Origin of the sequence: Corynebacterium auris (assembly GCF_030408575.1) — a bacterium.
GTDB classification, from domain to species: domain Bacteria; phylum Actinomycetota; class Actinomycetes; order Mycobacteriales; family Mycobacteriaceae; genus Corynebacterium; species Corynebacterium auris.
In genome coordinates this window covers 129,136-145,332 of the sequence record NZ_CP047047.1, presented here as the reverse complement: position 1 = coordinate 145,332, position 16,197 = coordinate 129,136, and the positions used below count along the sequence as shown (strand labels likewise).

Here is a 16,197-nt window from a genome sequence, read left to right as displayed (position 1 = left end):
GAAGGGCCGAGCGGCGTGGGCAACCTCGCAGGGCGCACACCCTACTCATCTTTGCAGACGCGGACCCCGAAGGCGCAGCGGCCTAACCCTTCACGCCGGTGAGCGCATCGGCGTCACGCTTGCGCTGCTGGCCGACGATGATGGCCACGCCCAGCCCGCCGACGGCGATGGCCAGATACAACCACAGGTGCTCGCTGGCCACCTGGGGCACAACGGCCGGCTTCGGTGTGGTCTCCGCGGTGAGCACGGACTGCGTGTCGCGCCCGCTGATCACGCCTTCGATCCAGTCCTTGGTGCCGGCCAAGGCGGTAATCGCCGCGCTCGGCGAGGGCAGGTCCGGGTCGCCGTTCGCGGTGCCCGCGGTCGCCAGCCCGGCAAGCTTGCCGTCCAGGAAGAACGGGGCGCCCGAGTCTCCTCCCTGCATACCGGCACCGGAGGTCGAGTGGGCGTCGAGGATGGCGTTTTCGATCATCGGCACTGCCCCACCCGGCGCACCCAAACCCGGCACTGCCTCGCTGGCGGGCACGCTCAGGGTGCCCTCGGGGACCTCCATATCCGGCACTGCCTCACCCGGCGCACCCAAACCCGACACATCCAAACCCGGCATAGCCTCGCTGGCGGGCACGCTCAGGGTGCCCTCGGGGACCTCGGCCTCGTCGACAGGGATGGGAGGCCCGCCGAGCATCTCCACGATCTCCATCTCCGCCATCGGCAGCTGTCCCTTTCGCGCCATGGAGGAGCTGCTGCTCCACCCGTAGAGCGTGCCCCGGTCCCCGGGTTCGGGGACGGTGTCGGCGATTTCGGCCGGTTCGACGTCCGTGACCGGGGTGGTCAGGTGGGCCAGGCCTGCGTCGGAGACCGGGGAGAGCGCCCAGGAGTCGACGTCGTAGGTGCGGCCGCCGATGCGCGCCTGGGTGCCCTCGTTGTTGACTGATTCGAGGCAGTGGCGGGCGGTGAGCACCCACTGCTCGGCGACGAGGGTGCCCGTGCAGTCGCCGAAGTTGCCCACGCGGCCGATCCGCATGGACGCGACGGTGCGGGACTCGGCGTTGTCGGGGGCGGGTTCGCCGAACTCCAGGGCCCCCGCCGGGGCGGCGCTCAGGGCGATGATGCCTGCGCTAATTAGGCCGGCGGCGCTTTTCTTGTGCAACATGTTAAACCCTCTCTACTGCGGGCTGGGCGGTCGGCGTGACAGTCGGTGCTGCCGTCGACTTCGCGGCGGGCGCGACTGCCGGAACGGCCAGGTTGATGGCGCGGGAGACGAGCCGCTCGACGGGGCCCTGACCTGCCACTTTCCGCCACAGCGTGGCCAAAACGAGGAAGAGCACGATGAAGGCCACGGCCCACGGCGTGGAGTGCAGCGAGACGTTCTGCTGCCAAAAGAACGCTGTGATCACGTGCAGGATGTAGACGCTGAGCGACATCGCTCCCATCGCCTGCAGCGGGTAGGTCAGCGCGCCAGCGTGGCGCCCGAGGAGGAGGCACAGGTGCAGCACCACTGCGGCCACCGCGACGGAGAGCATGATCTCGCCGAGCACACCCGTGTGGCCGGTAAAACGCAGCCAGTTCGGGATGTCGGTGGTGAAGCGGAAGTAGGTGCCTGCCACGGCGACCACTGCGCCGACGGCGGTGGCCGCCCACTGCACCGCGGTCCGTTCGGTGCGGATGTAGACCTCGAAGAGCAGCATGCCGGCCAGGAAGTAGGCGATCCACGTCAGCATCGGATAGACCTGCGGCAGCGTGAACGGCGCGTAGCGCACCGTCGCGGCCGCGGCGGCCAAGGCGAACAGGCCGAGCTTCCACCACACGTTCAGCGGCGGCACCCAGGAGACGATGATCATCGTGATGCCCATGGCCACCAGGACCACCTGGATGCTGCCGCCGAGGGGCAGCAGCGCCAGCCCGATGAGCGCGATGATGCCGCCGCGGGCGACGATGCGCAGAAAGGTCGTGGTGGTGTAGGAGCGCCCGATGATCATGAGGGTCACGCCCGCGAGGATCGCAAACAGCGCGGCCGGAAGCCCGGACAAGATGACCTTGGTGCTCCACAGCAGCGAGGCCATGTGCAGGATTATCATTCCGATAATCGCTAGTGCGCGGGCGATGTCGAGGCCCGCAATGCGCAAAGGTGTGGACACCTAGCACTCTCCTTCTTAAAGCGGTGGGGCGCGGCGCGCGCGCCCCGTCGAATAGCGACCCTCTTTATGTACTCAGCCTCGCTGCCAGGGCACTGTGCTAGGTGTTGGGCATGCCTGAATTTAAATAAGTGTTTGCATAGCCTCGGTGAGTGTTAGCCGTGAAAACGCTCCACCAATTCCGCGACGTACTGTCCGGCCTCGGGCCCCTCGTAGGCCTCGACCACATCGGCGACGAGGCCCGCCTGGCGGATCTCCCCCTTATCCACCCACAAGGCGGTGGTGCACAGCTGGGCGAGGAAATCGTTGGAGTGGGAGGCGAAGACGAGGATGCCGGAGCGCTCCACCATCTCGGCAAGGCGCACGCGGGCCTTGGCCATAAAGGCGGCGTCGACGGCGCCGATCCCTTCGTCGAGAAGCAAAATCTCGGGCTCGATCGACGTGACCACGCCGAGGGCGAGCCGCACGCGCATGCCGGTGGAGTAGGTGCGCAGCGGCATGTCGAGGTAGTCGCCGAGCTCGGAGAACTCCGCGATCTCGTCGATCTTGGCCTTCATCTGCTTGCGGGTCTGGCCGAGGAAGAGCCCGCGGATGATGATGTTTTCGTACCCGGAGATCTCCGGGTCCATGCCCACGCCGAGGTCGAAGACCGGCGCGACGCGGCCGCGCACGTCGGCGACGCCCCGGGTGGGCTCGTAGATGCCGGAGAGCAGCCGCAGCAGGGTGGATTTGCCCGCCCCGTTGTGCCCGACGAGCCCGACGCGGTCCCCCTCCCGGAGGTGGAGGTTGACGTCGCGCAGCGCCTCGACGACGACGGTGTTGGAGTCGTTTCTGCCGATCGCGCCCCCAGCCGTGGACATCACGGCCTTCTTCAGCGACCGGGACTTTGCGTCGAAGATGGGAAAGTCGACGCAGGCGTTGTACGTGTCAATGGAAACCACAGTGAAATCCTTTACACCCAGTACGGCACGCGGAAGCGCCACTGGCGCATGACCACGAGCGCGAGGATCAGGCCGACGACGGTGCACGCCCCGACGATGCCCCAGTGGTAGGCGGCGAGGGGTTCGTCGATAAGCGGGGCCCTGATGATCTCGAGGTAATGGTAGAGCGGGTTGATCTCTGCGATGCGGGCGCGTTCGGCGACCTCGCCGCCCTGCTCGCGGAGGGTGGCCGTCGTCCACACGATCGGGGTGACGTAGAACAGCAACTGCACCAGCGCCTCCAGCAGCGGCGCGACGTCGCGGAACCGGGTGGCCACGATGCCAAAGAGCATGGCCACCCACACGCCGTTGATGACCAGCAGCGCGAGCGCCGGCACCGCCAGGAGCGTCTCCCAGGACAGGCGGATGCGGAAGATGATGACCAGGATCACCCAGATGACCATGTTGTGCGCCAAAAAGAGCAGCTGGCGCCACACGAGCCGGTAGACGTGCACCGACAGCGCCGAGGGCAGCTGCTTGATCAGCCCCTCGTTCTCGATGAAGACGTTCGCGCCTTCCTTGATGCAGCCGGCGAGGAAGCCCCAGATGATGAACCCGACGGTGACGTGCGGCAGGAAATCGCGCACCGGGATCTGGAAGAGCATGGAGTAGAGCAGGCCGAGCGCCAGCGCCATCACGCCGGTGGCGATGGTGATCCACAGCGGGCCGAGCGTCGAGCGGCGGTAGCGCTGCTTGATGTCCTGCCACCCGAGCTGCAGCCACAGCTCGTGCTGGCCCCAGCCGTGAGTGAGGTCGGCCCACGCCCGCCCGAGGGTCCGCGAGCGCGAGCGCGGGGTGTCCTCGGCGGCCGCCGAGGTCATCCGGGAAACGTCGGCGCGCAATTGTTTCTTGTCCTGCACGTGGCTAACCCTATCGTGTAGGCCCGCGAGAGCCGTAGCGGCGGCGCGCGGCGGGGCGCGCACCCGTCGCGGGAGCACCCTAGCAGGGGGTGTGCATCGCGGCGGACGCCCGTGCATAATTGGATTCGTTGTTTTTGCAGGGGCTTTCTCGGCATCAGTGGGAGGTGCGATCCGTGGCCTACGACGTCGCCAGCGTGCGCGGCCTCTACACCTCCCTGTCGGATGGCTGGACGTACCTCAACGCGCACGCCTGCCCCCAGATCCCGGAACGGGTCTCGGCGGCGGTCTCCCGCTCCTTCCGCATGTCGCCTGCGGTCGCGCGCCCGGAACCGGCGGGAGGTTCGCACTCGCGCCCGTTCGCGGGCCAGCCCGAGGGGCTCGCATTGCTTGACGACGCCCGAACGGCCGTCGCCGACCTCGTCGGCACCACCCCGCGCCGCGTGGCCCTCGGCCCGAGCCTCAACGCGCTGTACGCCGCGCTCGCCGCCGCAATGCGCCCAATGTTTCGCCACAACTCCACCGTGGTGCTCAACAACGCGGACAGGACCGAGCTCACGGCGGCGCTGCTGCGCACCGACGCATCCCCCCGCTGGGCGCAGGCGGACCTGGGCACCGGCGAGCTGCCCGCCTGGCAGTACGACACCCTCGTCGACGGCACGACGCGGCTCGTGTCCATCCCCGCGGCCAACGGCCTTTTGGGCAACGTCACCGCCGTCGCCGACATCGTCGACCGCGTCCGCAGCCGCTCCCGCGCATGGGTCCTCGTGGACGCCTCCTCCTACGCGCCCTACCGTCCGATTGCTGTCGACGACTGGGGCGCCGACGCCGTGGCCATCGACATCGCGGAGATGGGCGGGCCGCAGATCGCCGCGCTCGTCGTGCGCGACGAAGCCATGTTCGGGCGCCTCGACGCCCTCGGCCGCCCCGAGGCCACGGGCGCGGCGAAGCTGGCCCAGCAGGTTTCCTCCGGCCTCGCCGGCGGGGTGTCCGCTCTTGTCGAGCACTACGCCGCCCTCTCCGCGTCGGCCCCGGCCGGCCGCACCACCCGGCGCGGCCGCCTTCTGACCTCCATGGCGGACACGGCCGCCTACCTCAACGGCCTGCGCGACGACATGCACACGTTTTTGGGCACCCTGCCCGCCGTGCACATCGTCGGGGTGTCCGGCGAGGCCGCCGACGGCGCGACGATCGACCGCATCCCCCGCCTCAGCTTCGGCGTCCGCGGCGTGCCCTCGGCGACCGTCAACCAGCGGCTGTTTGCCAACGGCATCGTCGCCACACAGACCCCGACCAGCCCGCTCTTCGAGGACATGGGCGTGCCCGAGATGGGCGGCGCCGTGACCATCGGCCTCGGCCCCTTCAACACCACGGGCGACGTCGACCACCTCATCCGCGCCGTCGCCTCGCTGGCGTAGCTCGTTTTACACGGTGAGCACGATCTTGCCGGTGCGCGAGTCGGTGTCGAGGTACTTGTGCGCCTCGGCGGCCTCCGCGAGCGGGAACGTGCGCGTCACGTTCGCCGTGATACTGCCGTCCTCCAGCAGCGGCCAGACGTTTTTGACCGTGTCGGCGACAATCCGCGCCTTCATCTCCACCGGGCGCGCCCGCAGCGTCGTCGCATGCACGGATTGACGCCGCGGCATCATCCGCCCCAGGCTCAGCGTCCCCTTCGGCCCGCCTTGCAGGGCAATGACCACCAGGCGCCCGTCCAGGTCGAGGCACTTGATGTTGCGCTCGAGGTAGTCGCCGCCCACGACGTCCAAAATGATGTCGCGGCTGCCCTCGAGCTCCTCGAGGAAGTCCTTCTCCTTGTAGTTGATGAGGATGTCCGCCCCCAGCTCCCGGCAGTAATCCAGCTTCTCCTGGCTGCCGGCGGTGACGGCGACCTCGCAGCCGAGCGCCTTGCACAGCTGGATGGCGAAAGACCCGATGCCGCCGGAGCCGCCGTGGATGAGGACGCGGTCTCCCTTCTGGATCCCCGCCACCATTCCGAGGTTAGACCACACCGTCGCCGCCACCTCGACGATTCCGGCCGTGTGCTCCAGGCTGAAGCCCTCCGGCACCGGCGTGAGCTGACCCTCCGGCACGGCGACGTATTCGGCGTAACCGCCGCCGGCCAGCAGGCACCCCACCTCTTCGTCGACGCTGCGGCCGGTATCTCCCGCATCGGCGATGACCCCGGCGCACTCCAGGCCGATGATCTCGGAGGCACCCTTGGGCGGCGGGTAGTTGCCCTGCGCCTGCACGAGGTCGGCGCGGTTCACGCCCGCCGCCCTAACCTCCACGAGCACCTCACCGGGGCGCAGCTGGGGGGTGCTCACCTCGGTCAGCGCGAGGGAGCCTGGATCGTTGGGATCTGTCAGAGTGATAGCCTTCATGCCGCCCCAGATTATCGGAGTTTCGCCCGCCCGGGCTAAGATCGGGGCGCTGGAGACGTGGCAGAGCGGCCGAATGCACCGGTCTTGAAAACCGGCGAGGGTCACACCTCCGCGGGTTCAAATCCCGCCGTCTCCGCACAGTAAAGGGGTGGCCCCGCTGGCTTTGGGGGCCACCCCTTCTTCCCGCCTACTTCACCTGGTCTTCACCTGGACCCCACCTGGTCCAGCGCCTCGATGAAGCGCTCCGCCGCAGCCTCCGGGTCCGCCCACTTGTCCAGGCCGAACAGGCCGACGCGGAAGGTGGCGAAGTCCGCTCCCTCGTCGATCTTCAGCGGCACGCCCGCCGCGATCTGCAGACCCTGGGCCTTGAAAGCGGCGCCCGACTGCAGCTCAGGCGAGGTGGCGTAGAGCACCACCACGCCGTTGGACTCGTAGCCTTCCGCGGCGACGGAAACGAACCCGCGCTCGTAGGCGGCCTCGCGCACGAGGCGCCCGAGCTTGCGCTGCCGCGCGGCCAACACGTCGAGGCCAACGCGCGTGGATTCCTTCATCGCTTCCAGGTTGTGCAGGATCGTGTCCGTCGGCAGCGTCGAGTGGTACCCCGCCTTGCCCTCGCGGTACCCATCGAAGATCTCCAGCCACTTCTTCAGGTCAAGCGTGAAAGAGCTGCTTGTCGACGCCTCAACGGCCGCCCTCCCCTGCTCCCCGAGCAGGACGTAGCCCGTCGCGGGAGAGCCGGACCACGACTTCTGCGGGGCCGAGACCAGCACGTCCACCCCCGTCTCTTTCATATTCGTGAAGGAGGCACCGGCGGCGATGCAGTCGAGGACGAACAGCGCACCGCTGTCCCTGGCGATTTCACCCAAACCGCGCAGGTAGTCCTCGGGCAGGGTCAGCCCCGCGGCGGTCTCGGTGTGTGCGGTGACGATCACGTCGGGGGAGAATGCGGCTGCGGCCTCGCGCACGCTGTCCAGCTCGGGCGGGGCGAAGGAGGGGGTGGCGGACCCCGAGGTCGGCTGGGCGTTGAGGACCTTGACGTCGTTAGTAATAGAGCCGGCCTCGATGATCTGCGACCAGCGGAACGTGAAAAGCCCCGAGCGGAGGATGAGGACCTTTTTACCGCCGAATAGCTGGCGCGCCACGGCCTCCATCGCGCCGGTCCCGCCGCCCGGCACGAGGGCTGCAGACTCCGCGTTGTAGGTGGACGTCAAAAGCTGCAGTATTTCCTGCGCCGCCGCGATGAATTTCTGCGACATGTGGTTCAGGGAGCGATCGGTGAAGACCACCGAGTACTCGAGCAGGCCGTCCGGGTCAATGTCAGTGCGAGGCAGATCAGTCATACAGCCAGAGAGTAGCCCGAATCCGACCGCCCGGCAGGTGTTTCACCGCCCCAGGCCCCACGAACGGGGCGTTTTGTCACAGGCAGGCGCGTTGGGTAATATGCAACAAGGTTTGGAGACGTGCCAGAGCGGCCGAATGGGGCTCCCTGCTAAGGAGTTGCCCTCTTTGCGGAGGGCCGCAGGTTCAAATCCTGTCGTCTCCGCCACGCGCCCGTAGCTCAACGGATAGAGCATCTGACTACGGATCAGAAGGTTGGGGGTTCGAATCCCTCCGGGCGCACGCTTGCCGCTGTCATGGCTGGTTGTTTGACAGCTCTCTTCGGTCGGCCAGGGCCTCCTACGAACCCCGGGCGCAAAGTCCAATCCCTGCAAGAACTCGGCACCGCGTTTTGTCCTTAGCAGTGCAGCACGGGGAGCAGCAGATACCAGACCTCGCGCAGCCCCCCCTTTGCGCAAGCGCAGTGTGCGGGCCTCTCGGCCCTCTGCCAAACGTAGCCGGGTGAGACCAGCCACGCCCCCCCCGGGCCATAGGGCTACTTGATTAACCGCGAAAGTCCGCAATGCGGACGATCGCGAACACCACCAAGGCCGAGCCGGTCCGCAATGCGGACTTTTCCCCGCAGCTGCCGCCAGCAACAGTCCGCAATGCAGACTCACCCTAGCAATGGCCCCACTGTTAGCGGCACTTGAAAAGCAGCCCACCGCGCGAAAATTTCTCAACACCGTGGTGCGCGCCCCGCTTGAAAGCCACCCCGACAGCGCACACGGTTTTAACGAAGCAATAGCTTTGCTTCGTTGCTGAAGAGTGCCTCGCGCGATAAGTGAGCACCGCCAGGAAACCTGGCGTATCTCTAGTGGCAGTAAGAACAACGGCGACTGCCACCTGATTTCCCAAGTGGCGCCCCTTCCGCTCGGACTTGGAACCAGTCATATCCGGCCTGGAAAATAACGCTCGCCAGGATCTACGCGCCCCTAACGGTATGACGAGGATCTCCACAGTAGTGCCCGGGGAAAAACAGCACGGCACCCGGCGCCATGATGACAATTCCAGCGGCAAACGCTCTTTCCACGAGAGCGCCCCCTAGCAACGCTTGAGCTTTGGCTCACGGGGATTCGGCGACCTGCTCTCACCGTGGCGCGGTGTCCACGGTTGGGCGCGCCGGGGGCTGGTGCACAATGGAGCCCATGACTGCCCCACTGAACCCGCGCGGGACGACCGCGGCTGTGATTGTCACCCATAACCGCGTCGAGCTGCTGCGTCGCTCTTTGGAGCAGGTTGTGCGGCAGACGCACCCGGCGGAGTGGGTCATCGTAGTCGATAACGCGGCGCAGGATGAGGTCCGCGCGCTGGTGGAGGAACTCGCTGGCCAGAGGGCTGTGTACCTCGCGTCGCAGACGAACTTGGGCGGGGCGGGCGGTTTCGCGTACGGCTTTTTGCACGCCCTGGCGCTGGGCGCGGACGCTGTGTGGTGCGCGGATGATGACGGCCACCCGGCGGACGAGCACGTCCTGGCCACCCTCTACGCCGCGGCCACGCAGCACGGGCTGCACGAGGTGAGCCCGCTGGTGCTCAACCTCGAGGACCCCACGCGGCTCGCTTTCCCCCTTCGCCAGGGCCTGACCTGGAAGCGCTCCACCGCGGAGCTGGACGGCGAGTTCCTGCCGCAGTACGCCTCCTTGTTCAACGGGGCTTTGATCAGCGCGTCCGCGATGGAGAGGATCGGCGTGCCGGACTACCGGCTGTTCATCCGGGGCGATGAGGTGGAGTACCACCGCCGGCTGGCCCAGTCGGGCCTGCGCTACGGTACGGCTCTCAACACGGCCTACCTGCACCCGGACGGCTCGGGGGAATTCGTGCCCATCATGGGTGGGCGCGCGCACGCCCAGTGGCCGGACAACGAGGTGAAGCGCTTTTTCACCTACCGCAACCGCGGTTACCTCATGAATCAGCGGGGCATGCGGAAGATGAAGCTGCAGGAGGTGGTGCGCTTCGGGTGGTTTTTCCTGGTGCAGGAAAAGAACCCGCGCGGGTTTGCGCAGTGGATCAGGCTCCTGCGGCGGGGGGCGCGGGAGGATTTCCGTCGCCCGGAATAGTCGGGCGCGGGGTGATGTCCTGCTCCATCACAATCTTCGACTCTTCCCGGAAGATCACGCGGCGCTGCAGCACGAAGTTGGTCACGGTGGCCACCCCCTGGGCGATGATGAAGGAGACGGTGTCCTTGAACGGGTTGACGAGGCCGAGGGCCTGCAGCGGGGCGTCGGTGATTTGGTAGAGAAACCACTGCACCCCAAAGGTGACGGCGTACAGCATGAACACCGCGCCTGCCTTCTTCACGTTAATTTGCGCCTGGAAGGCGAACTTGGAGTTCAGTAGGTAGGCGACGATGGTGCCAAAGACCCAGCCCACGGCTTTGGCGGCGCCGCGCGACAGGGGGCTGAGTTCCGTGAGCGTGTAGGTGATGCCGAAGTCGATGATGGCGCAACCAACGCCGATGATGACGAACGGCACGAGCTGGCGCTGGACGGATTGCCGGTACTCCTTGGACACGGGCGATCAGTTTACCCCCGCATGAGCTCGCGGAAGACATCCAAACGCTCCACCGGCGCGGACTCCGCGGGCCCGTAGACCCCCAACCCAGCCAGCCTGACCAGGGAGCCGGCGCACAGAGCGCGCACCTTGTCAGCGGGGCACGGCTCCCAGCCGAGGGCCGCGAAGGTCGACTCGATGATCGCGTCCGTGGTTTCCTCGTCCGCGAAACACGCCAGGCCCAGCAGCACGCACCAGTACGCATCGCGCCCCTTCGCGGTCTGTTCCCGGGGCAGGCGGGCCGCCGTGTTTCGCGCCTGCTTGTCGACGCCCCCGCGGCGCACATCCAGGGCCTGCAAAAGCAGGACATAGTCGAACATGCGGGAGCGGGTGACCACCTCCCGCAGTTCTGGGCGCACAGAGCGCAGGACATCGGCGGCGCGGTCCTCGCCGATGAGGCGACGGTTGACCTCCGCAATGTCGAAGGGCGCGGCGCCGAAGTCGCCGGACCCGGCGATGCACACGGCGGGCGGGGTCGCCCGGTCGCGCGGGTAGAGCTCCACCAGCTGGAAGGTAAAGCGCCACAGGCCCCAGCTGTAGAACAGGGGCTCGCTGTGTCCGCGGAGGACCTCCCCGATCGTGTGGCCGGCGCGGCTGAAGTGGGTGGGGGCCGGTGGGGCGTCGTCAAGCGAAAATGCTGTGGCGAGGATGCGTTGGACGTCGCTTAGCGGCGTGGCCTCGTCGAAGCCGATGTAGCGGAAGATTTCTTCGTCCGCCACCATCGCGGACACGCGGGCGACCAGGGTGGAGCGCGCGCGCCTCGTGGCGTCGCGGCGAGCGCGGGCGAGCGCCAGGTTGATGACGGGCGCGCGGGTGCGACCTATCGCAGTGCTCATGACTACCGCCGGGAGGGGATCGCCTTCACCGCGAGGTAGCCGCCGGCGGCGAGGGCCCCTATCAGCGTCCACGGCGCCCCCACGCCGCGGCGCGCCAGCGCCCGGGCAGCGGCCCGGTGTGCCCGGGCTGCCAGAGCCGCCGCACCCAGGCCCGCCCCGGCGAGGCCGCCGATAAGAGCCCACGTCGCGGCGGGCCCGCCGGCTCTCGAGCCGCGCTCGCTGACAACCGCGGTGAGGTCGTTGGCCGGATCCTCGTCGAACGCGTTGAACACGCCGATGGCCGCGATGTTGCCAGCCACCAGCCCGGCGCGGGTAAGCCCCGTGCGCCGCGGCAGGTCGCCGGCGGCGTAGATGGCGAGGATGAAACCGGCCTGGATGAGCTGCCCGCCGAACGTGTTGTCCAGCGCGTTGTAGTCGATCTTTTCGGGTGCGTCCATACCGGCCCATCGTAGACACGCATTAGGCTGTGCGTTTATGAGAAAGCACTACAAGGGCGACGACCCCGACGCGATCCACGAGGCGGCGCAGCGCATTGAGGCCCCGTTGTCGGACTTCATGGCGCGCGTGTTCGCGGAGGAGCTGCCCTTCCTCGATTCCGCGTCCCGCACCCGCGTCTACGAGCTCCTCCGCGAGCACAAAGCGGCAGGTCGGCCGGTGATTTCCTCGCAGGAGGAACTGCCCGTGGAGATTCGGGAATTGATGGACCTGTAGGAGCGCGCCGGGGCCTCGGACTAGGCTGGGGCGCGCTGCTCATGCCCGTGCGGCGGCCCAGCCGCGAAAGCGCGGCACGCCGGGGACACACCACGCGAAGGACGCACCATGCGAAGGACTAACCAAGGAGAACGCTGAAGCACCATGCAACTTCACACAACCGTTGAATCGCTCCACGGCTGGGGCCGGACCGCCCCGTCGACGGCCCACGTCCTGTCCACCCCGGACGTCGAGGTGATCAAGAAGGCCGTCGCGCAGGTCGCCGCAGACAACGAGGCTCTTCCCGCGCACCGCCGCCGCGGCGTCATCGCCCGCGGCATGGGCCGCTCCTACGGCGACCCGGCCCAGAACGGCGGCGGCTTGGTCGTCGATATGCAAGCTTTGAACCAGATCCACTCGATCGACCCTGAGAGCGCGCTTGTCGACGTCGACGCGGGCGTGACCCTCGACCAGCTGATGAAGGCCGCGCTGCCCTACGGTCTGTGGGTGCCCGTGCTGCCCGGCACGCGCCAGGTCACCATCGGCGGAGCCATCGGGCCGGACATCCACGGCAAGAACCACCACACCGCCGGTTCCTTCGGCAACCACGTCGTCTCCCTCGAGCTCCTCGTCGCGGACGGCCGCGTGCTCCACCTCACGCCCGAGGGCAGCGAGGACGACCCCGAGGGCACCCTGTTCTGGGCCACCGTCGGCGGCATGGGCCTGACCGGCATCATCCTGCGCGCACGCATCCGCATGACCAAGACGGAGACCGCCTACTTCATCGCGGACACCGACCGCACCGACACCCTCGACGAGACCATCGCCGCGCATTCCGACGGCTCCGAGGTCAACTACGAGTACTCCTCGGCCTGGTTCGACGCCATCTCCGGCCCGCCGAAGACCGGCCGCTCCACCATCTCCCGCGGCTCCCTGGCAACCCTGGCGCAGCTGGAGGAGTTCGCCCCCAAGCTGGCGAAGGACCCGCTGAAGTTCAACGCCCCGCAGCTCATGACGGTGCCGGACATCTTCCCCTCCTGGACCATGAACAAGCTCTCGCTCATGGCCATCGGCGAGGCGTACTACCTGATGGGCGCCCCGGCCCGTAACCAGGTGAAAAACCTGACGCAGTTCTACCAACCGCTCGACCTCATCGGCGAGTGGAACCGCGGCTACGGTTCGGCCGGTTTCCTCCAGTACCAGTTCGTGGTGCCCACCGACGCCGTGGAACCGTTCAAGGACATCATCTACCAAATCCAGGCCAGCGGGCACTACTCCGCGCTCAACGTGTTCAAGCTGTTCGGGGAGGGCAACCGCGCCCCGCTGTCCTACCCGATGAAGGGGTGGAACGTGTGCGTGGACTTCCCCATCCGCTCCGGCTTGGGCGATTTCCTCGACCGCCTCGACGAGCAGGTCATGGAGTTCGGCGGGCGCCTTTACCTGGCCAAGGAGTCCCGCACCTCGGCGGAGAAGTTCCACGCCATGTACCCCGGCATGCAGGGGTGGCTTGAGACCCGCCGCGCCATCGACCCGACAGGCGTTTTCGCCTCCGACATGTCCCGCCGCCTCGAGCTCAGCTAGCGGCTGCGCCCGGCATTGAACAGCCCCGAACCCCAAGGAGAAACCACATGCTCAACGCAGTAGGCCAAGCCCAGCACATCCTGCTCATCGGCGGCACATCCGAGATCGGACTCGCGACGGTGCGCGAGCTCATCTCCCGCGGCGCCTCGCCCGACGTCACCCTGGCGCTGCGCACGCAGTCCCCGCGCACCGAGGCCGCCGTCGAGGAGCTCACCCGCGCCGGCGCCGGCGAGGTGCGCGTGGTGGACTTCCAGGCCACCGACTTCGCCTCCCACCCCGACATCATCAAGGAAGCCTTCGCGGTCAAGGATGTCGACGTCGCCGTGGTGGCCTTTGGCACCCTGGGCGACCAGGAGGCCCTGTGGCAGGATCAATCCCTCGCGGTGGAGTCCGCCCAGACGAACTACACCGCCTACGTCTCCGTCGGGGTGCTTCTGGGCCAGGCGATGCGCCGCCAGGGGCACGGCACGATCATCGCGCTGAGCTCCGTGGCCGGGCAGAAGGTGCGCCGCTCCAACTTCGTCTACGGCTCGGCAAAGGCCGGCATGGACGGGTTCTACCTGCAGCTCGGCGAGGCCCTCCGGGGCGATGGGGTCCACGTGACCGTGGTGCGCCCCGGGCAGGTGCGCACCAAGATGACCGCCGGTCTGAAAGAGGCGCCCCTGACGGTAAACAAGGAGGAGGTCGCCGAGGCCGCCGTGGAGGCCGCGCTTCAGGGTGAGCGCACGGTGTTCGTGCACAAGCTGTTCGGGCCGATCTCCTTCGTGCTGCAGCACATCCCCGCCCCCATCATGCGGCGCCTGAGCTTCTAAGGCGGCGATGTCCGGGCCGTGTGACACACTGTTATCCATGCAGTTTTCTCACACGGAAGCAGCGCCCCCGCTTCGCCCGGGCTCCGGCGCCCCGGACGCGCTGGGCTCCGGTGCCACGGCGTGGCGGATGGCCGCCGCTGTGGTCGGCGCGGGCGTTGTCTCCCTCGCGGCGTGGTTCGCCCTGCGGGTGACGTCCCTGCCCGCGTTCAACACGTCGATGGTGGCCAGGGCGCTGGCCACCGCGGGGGCGTTCGCGGTTGTCCTCCTCACGGCGCTTCTTTTGTGGCTGTGGCACCGCGACACGCCCGGCTCCCGCCCCGCCTGGCGGCGGTGGCTCACCGAGGTCGTCGCCGTGCTCTCCCCGGCCGGGCTCGTGGTGGCCTCGCTCGGCGTGCCGCTGAGCGCGACCCGGCTCTACCTCGACGGAATCCAGGTTGACCAGGGTTTTCGCACCCAGTTCCTTTCCCGCATGGCGGCGGAGCTGGGCTACCACGACATGAACTACCTGGACCTGCCCTCCTTCTACCCGTTGGGCTGGTTCTGGCTTGGCGGGCGAATGGCCGACCTGCTGGGTATGCCCGGGTGGGAGGTCTACCAGCCCTGGGCGATCGTGTCCCTCGCGGCGGGGGCGGCGGCACTGGTTCCGCTGTGGCAGAAACTCACTGGCTCCCTGCCGCTTGCCACGGCCATCGCCGCTGTGACCACGGCCGTCGTTCTCACCCTGACGCCCGACGAGCCCTACGCCGCCCTCGTCGCGCTGTTCGTGCCCGCGGCCGCCGCGATGTCCTCGCGGGCGCTGCGCGGCTCCTGGCCGGCGACGGTGGCACTCGCCGTCTACCTGGGTATTTCCGCGACGTTCTACACCCTGTTCACCGCCATTTCCGCCCTGAGCGTCGTGGTGTTCGCCCTGGTGCTCTGGGCCCGCCGGTGGCGGGACTTGACGGCCCTGGCGCACCTCGCGGTCATCGGCGTCGGCGCCTGCCTCATCGCGCTTGTCTCGTGGGGGCCGTACCTGTACAACCTGGTCTTCGGCGACTACGTGGTCAACAGCACCGCGAACCGCTTCCTGCCGGTCGAGGGCACGGTCTTCCCCCTGCCCTTCTTCGCCTTCTCCCTCGTGGGACTGCTCAGCCTGGTGGGCCTGGTCTTCGTGCTGCTGCGCTTCCGCAACCTCAACTACACGGGCCTGTTCATCGCCGCGGTGGTGTCCTACGTGTGGGCGCTGGCCTCCATGCTCGCCACCCTGGCGGGGACCTCGCTGCTGGGCTTCCGCCTCGAGGTCATCATCACGCTCATCTTCGTCACCGCGGGTGTCCTCGCGCTGCCGGAGATCCGGCTCTGGGCGGCCGACGTCGCCTTCCCCGCCCGGGAAAAGCCCGCCGCGCGCTCGATCGCCGCGACCGTCGTGGCCATCGTGATGGGCACGGCCACGCTGGCGATGGTGCAGCAGATCCCGAAGGAAAACGAGCCGCACATCGACCAAGCCTACGCCGATACCGACGGCTACGGCGAGCGCGCCGACAGGTTCCCGCCGGACCCGGGCCAGTACTACGGGGACATCGTGGACTTTCTCAGCGAGCACGGCCACGCGCCCACCGAGACCGTGGTCTACACCGACGAGATCAACTTCATGGCGTACAACCCCTTTTACGGCTTCAACGCGTTCACCAGCCACTACGCCAACCCGCTGGGTGAGTTCGACCTGCGCAACGAGGCGCTGTCGGCCTGGTCGGAGGGCTCCTTCGCCGAGCTGGCACACCCGGACGCGTTCCTCGCGGCGCTCGATGACGCACAGTGGCGCGCGCCCGAGGCCTTCATCTTCCGCGGCGACCTGGACACCCCGGAGGAGCCGTGGAAGACCCACATCGCCCACGACATCTTCCCGAGCGAGCCGAACGTGCGCTACGAGGCCCTGTTCTTCAACCCCGAATCCTTCGACTCCCCGGCCTGGGCCGTGGAGCAGATTGGGCCCTTCGTGGTCGCGGTTCGGAACTAGTG

15 protein-coding genes and 3 tRNA genes are annotated in these 16,197 nt (G+C 67.9%); 9 read left to right on the top strand and 9 right to left on the bottom strand.

From position 1 onward, the window contains the following. Positions 1-82: 82 nt before the first annotated feature. From CAURIS_RS00695 to wzm, 4 genes are all read right to left on the bottom strand, one after another. A complete protein-coding gene (locus tag CAURIS_RS00695; protein WP_290342324.1) occupies positions 83-1,153 on the bottom strand; it encodes a trypsin-like serine protease in 1,071 nt (356 codons plus the stop codon). Position 1,154: 1 nt separating this feature from the next. Then, positions 1,155-2,138 carry a DUF418 domain-containing protein gene (locus tag CAURIS_RS00690; protein ID WP_290342323.1) on the bottom strand — a complete coding sequence of 328 codons (984 nt, stop codon included), beginning with the start codon at positions 2,136-2,138 and terminating at the stop codon, positions 1,155-1,157. A gap of 152 nt (positions 2,139-2,290) precedes the next feature. Continuing rightward, positions 2,291-3,076 carry a galactan export ABC transporter ATP-binding subunit Wzt/RfbE gene (gene wzt / locus CAURIS_RS00685; protein ID WP_290342322.1) on the bottom strand — a complete coding sequence of 262 codons (786 nt, stop codon included), beginning with the start codon at positions 3,074-3,076 and terminating at the stop codon, positions 2,291-2,293. A gap of 11 nt (positions 3,077-3,087) precedes the next feature. Continuing rightward, complete coding sequence (wzm, locus tag CAURIS_RS00680) at positions 3,088-3,936, bottom strand: galactan export ABC transporter permease subunit Wzm/RfbD (RefSeq protein WP_290343397.1); 849 nt, start codon at positions 3,934-3,936, stop codon at positions 3,088-3,090. Between the two features lie 212 nt (positions 3,937-4,148). Here wzm and CAURIS_RS00675 point away from each other — a divergent pair, with 212 nt between their 5' ends. Further along, a complete protein-coding gene (locus CAURIS_RS00675) occupies positions 4,149-5,390 on the top strand; it encodes an aminotransferase class V-fold PLP-dependent enzyme (RefSeq protein WP_290342321.1) in 1,242 nt (413 codons plus the stop codon). Positions 5,391-5,396: 6 nt separating this feature from the next. On the opposite strand, the gene CAURIS_RS00670 is transcribed toward CAURIS_RS00675, so the two are convergent. Continuing rightward, positions 5,397-6,353, bottom strand: a complete 957-nt coding sequence (locus CAURIS_RS00670; RefSeq protein WP_290342320.1) for an NAD(P)H-quinone oxidoreductase — start codon at positions 6,351-6,353, stop codon at positions 5,397-5,399. Between the two features lie 51 nt (positions 6,354-6,404). On the opposite strand from CAURIS_RS00670, the gene CAURIS_RS00665 reads away from it, so the two are divergent. After that, positions 6,405-6,489: transfer RNA gene (locus CAURIS_RS00665), tRNA-Ser, on the top strand. Positions 6,490-6,556: 67 nt separating this feature from the next. Here the strand turns inward: CAURIS_RS00665 and CAURIS_RS00660 are convergent. Continuing rightward, positions 6,557-7,693 carry an aminotransferase class V-fold PLP-dependent enzyme gene (locus tag CAURIS_RS00660; RefSeq protein ID WP_290342319.1) on the bottom strand — a complete coding sequence of 379 codons (1,137 nt, stop codon included), beginning with the start codon at positions 7,691-7,693 and terminating at the stop codon, positions 6,557-6,559. 114 nt (positions 7,694-7,807) lie between these two features. Here CAURIS_RS00660 and CAURIS_RS00655 point away from each other — a divergent pair. From CAURIS_RS00655 to glfT1, 3 genes are all read left to right on the top strand, one after another. Then, positions 7,808-7,899, top strand: a tRNA-Ser gene (locus CAURIS_RS00655). 1 nt (position 7,900) lies between these two features. After that, a tRNA-Arg gene (locus CAURIS_RS00650) sits at positions 7,901-7,973 on the top strand. 896 nt (positions 7,974-8,869) lie between these two features. Beyond that, positions 8,870-9,787 carry a galactofuranosyltransferase GlfT1 gene (glfT1, locus tag CAURIS_RS00645; RefSeq protein WP_290342318.1) on the top strand — a complete coding sequence of 306 codons (918 nt, stop codon included), beginning with the start codon at positions 8,870-8,872 and terminating at the stop codon, positions 9,785-9,787. On the opposite strand, the gene CAURIS_RS00640 is transcribed toward glfT1, so the two are convergent. The 3 genes from CAURIS_RS00640 to CAURIS_RS00630 are packed head-to-tail and all read right to left on the bottom strand — an operon-like array spanning position 9,738 to position 11,553. Next, the gene (locus CAURIS_RS00640) at positions 9,738-10,241 is read right to left on the bottom strand and encodes a GtrA family protein (protein WP_290342317.1); all 504 of its coding nucleotides are present in this window, start codon (positions 10,239-10,241) and stop codon (positions 9,738-9,740) included. The genes glfT1 and CAURIS_RS00640 overlap by 50 nt on opposite strands. An 11-nt stretch (positions 10,242-10,252) precedes the next feature. Then, complete coding sequence (locus CAURIS_RS00635) at positions 10,253-11,116, bottom strand: hypothetical protein (RefSeq protein WP_290342316.1); 864 nt, start codon at positions 11,114-11,116, stop codon at positions 10,253-10,255. A gap of 2 nt (positions 11,117-11,118) precedes the next feature. Continuing rightward, entirely contained in the window at positions 11,119-11,553 is a 435-nt protein-coding gene (locus CAURIS_RS00630; protein ID WP_290342315.1) for a hypothetical protein, read from the bottom strand. 37 nt (positions 11,554-11,590) lie between these two features. Between CAURIS_RS00630 and CAURIS_RS00625 the strand changes: the two genes are divergently transcribed. The 4 genes from CAURIS_RS00625 to CAURIS_RS00610 all read left to right on the top strand — a co-directional run bounded on the left by CAURIS_RS00625 (position 11,591) and on the right by CAURIS_RS00610 (position 16,195). Beyond that, on the top strand, positions 11,591-11,827 hold the full coding sequence (locus CAURIS_RS00625) for a hypothetical protein (RefSeq protein ID WP_290342314.1): 237 nt from the start codon (positions 11,591-11,593) through the stop codon (positions 11,825-11,827). A 144-nt stretch (positions 11,828-11,971) separates the two neighbouring features. Next, a complete protein-coding gene (gene dprE1 / locus CAURIS_RS00620) occupies positions 11,972-13,387 on the top strand; it encodes a decaprenylphosphoryl-beta-D-ribose oxidase (RefSeq protein ID WP_290342313.1) in 1,416 nt (471 codons plus the stop codon). A gap of 47 nt (positions 13,388-13,434) precedes the next feature. Next, entirely contained in the window at positions 13,435-14,199 is a 765-nt protein-coding gene (gene dprE2 / locus CAURIS_RS00615) for a decaprenylphospho-beta-D-erythro-pentofuranosid-2-ulose 2-reductase (protein WP_290342312.1), read from the top strand. Positions 14,200-14,236: 37 nt separating this feature from the next. Beyond that, on the top strand, positions 14,237-16,195 hold the full coding sequence (locus CAURIS_RS00610) for an arabinofuranosyltransferase (RefSeq protein ID WP_290342311.1): 1,959 nt from the start codon (positions 14,237-14,239) through the stop codon (positions 16,193-16,195). Positions 16,196-16,197: the final 2 nt, after the last annotated feature.

What these genes read in the sequence shown, in the direction of transcription:
- CAURIS_RS00695 (WP_290342324.1), bottom strand. Translation starts at nt 1,153, where the DNA reads ATGTTGCACAAGAAAAGCGCCGCCGGCCTAATTAGCGCAGGCATCATC.
- wzm (WP_290343397.1), bottom strand. Translation starts at nt 3,936, where the DNA reads ATGACCTCGGCGGCCGCCGAGGACACCCCGCGCTCGCGCTCGCGGACC.
- CAURIS_RS00670 (WP_290342320.1), bottom strand. Translation starts at nt 6,353, where the DNA reads ATGAAGGCTATCACTCTGACAGATCCCAACGATCCAGGCTCCCTCGCG.
- CAURIS_RS00660 (WP_290342319.1), bottom strand. Translation starts at nt 7,693, where the DNA reads ATGACTGATCTGCCTCGCACTGACATTGACCCGGACGGCCTGCTCGAG.
- glfT1 (WP_290342318.1), top strand. Translation starts at nt 8,870, where the DNA reads ATGGAGCCCATGACTGCCCCACTGAACCCGCGCGGGACGACCGCGGCT.
- CAURIS_RS00635 (WP_290342316.1), bottom strand. Translation starts at nt 11,116, where the DNA reads ATGAGCACTGCGATAGGTCGCACCCGCGCGCCCGTCATCAACCTGGCG.
- CAURIS_RS00630 (WP_290342315.1), bottom strand. Translation starts at nt 11,553, where the DNA reads ATGGACGCACCCGAAAAGATCGACTACAACGCGCTGGACAACACGTTC.
- CAURIS_RS00625 (WP_290342314.1), top strand. Translation starts at nt 11,591, where the DNA reads ATGAGAAAGCACTACAAGGGCGACGACCCCGACGCGATCCACGAGGCG.
- dprE1 (WP_290342313.1), top strand. Translation starts at nt 11,972, where the DNA reads ATGCAACTTCACACAACCGTTGAATCGCTCCACGGCTGGGGCCGGACC.
- dprE2 (WP_290342312.1), top strand. Translation starts at nt 13,435, where the DNA reads ATGCTCAACGCAGTAGGCCAAGCCCAGCACATCCTGCTCATCGGCGGC.
- CAURIS_RS00610 (WP_290342311.1), top strand. Translation starts at nt 14,237, where the DNA reads ATGCAGTTTTCTCACACGGAAGCAGCGCCCCCGCTTCGCCCGGGCTCC.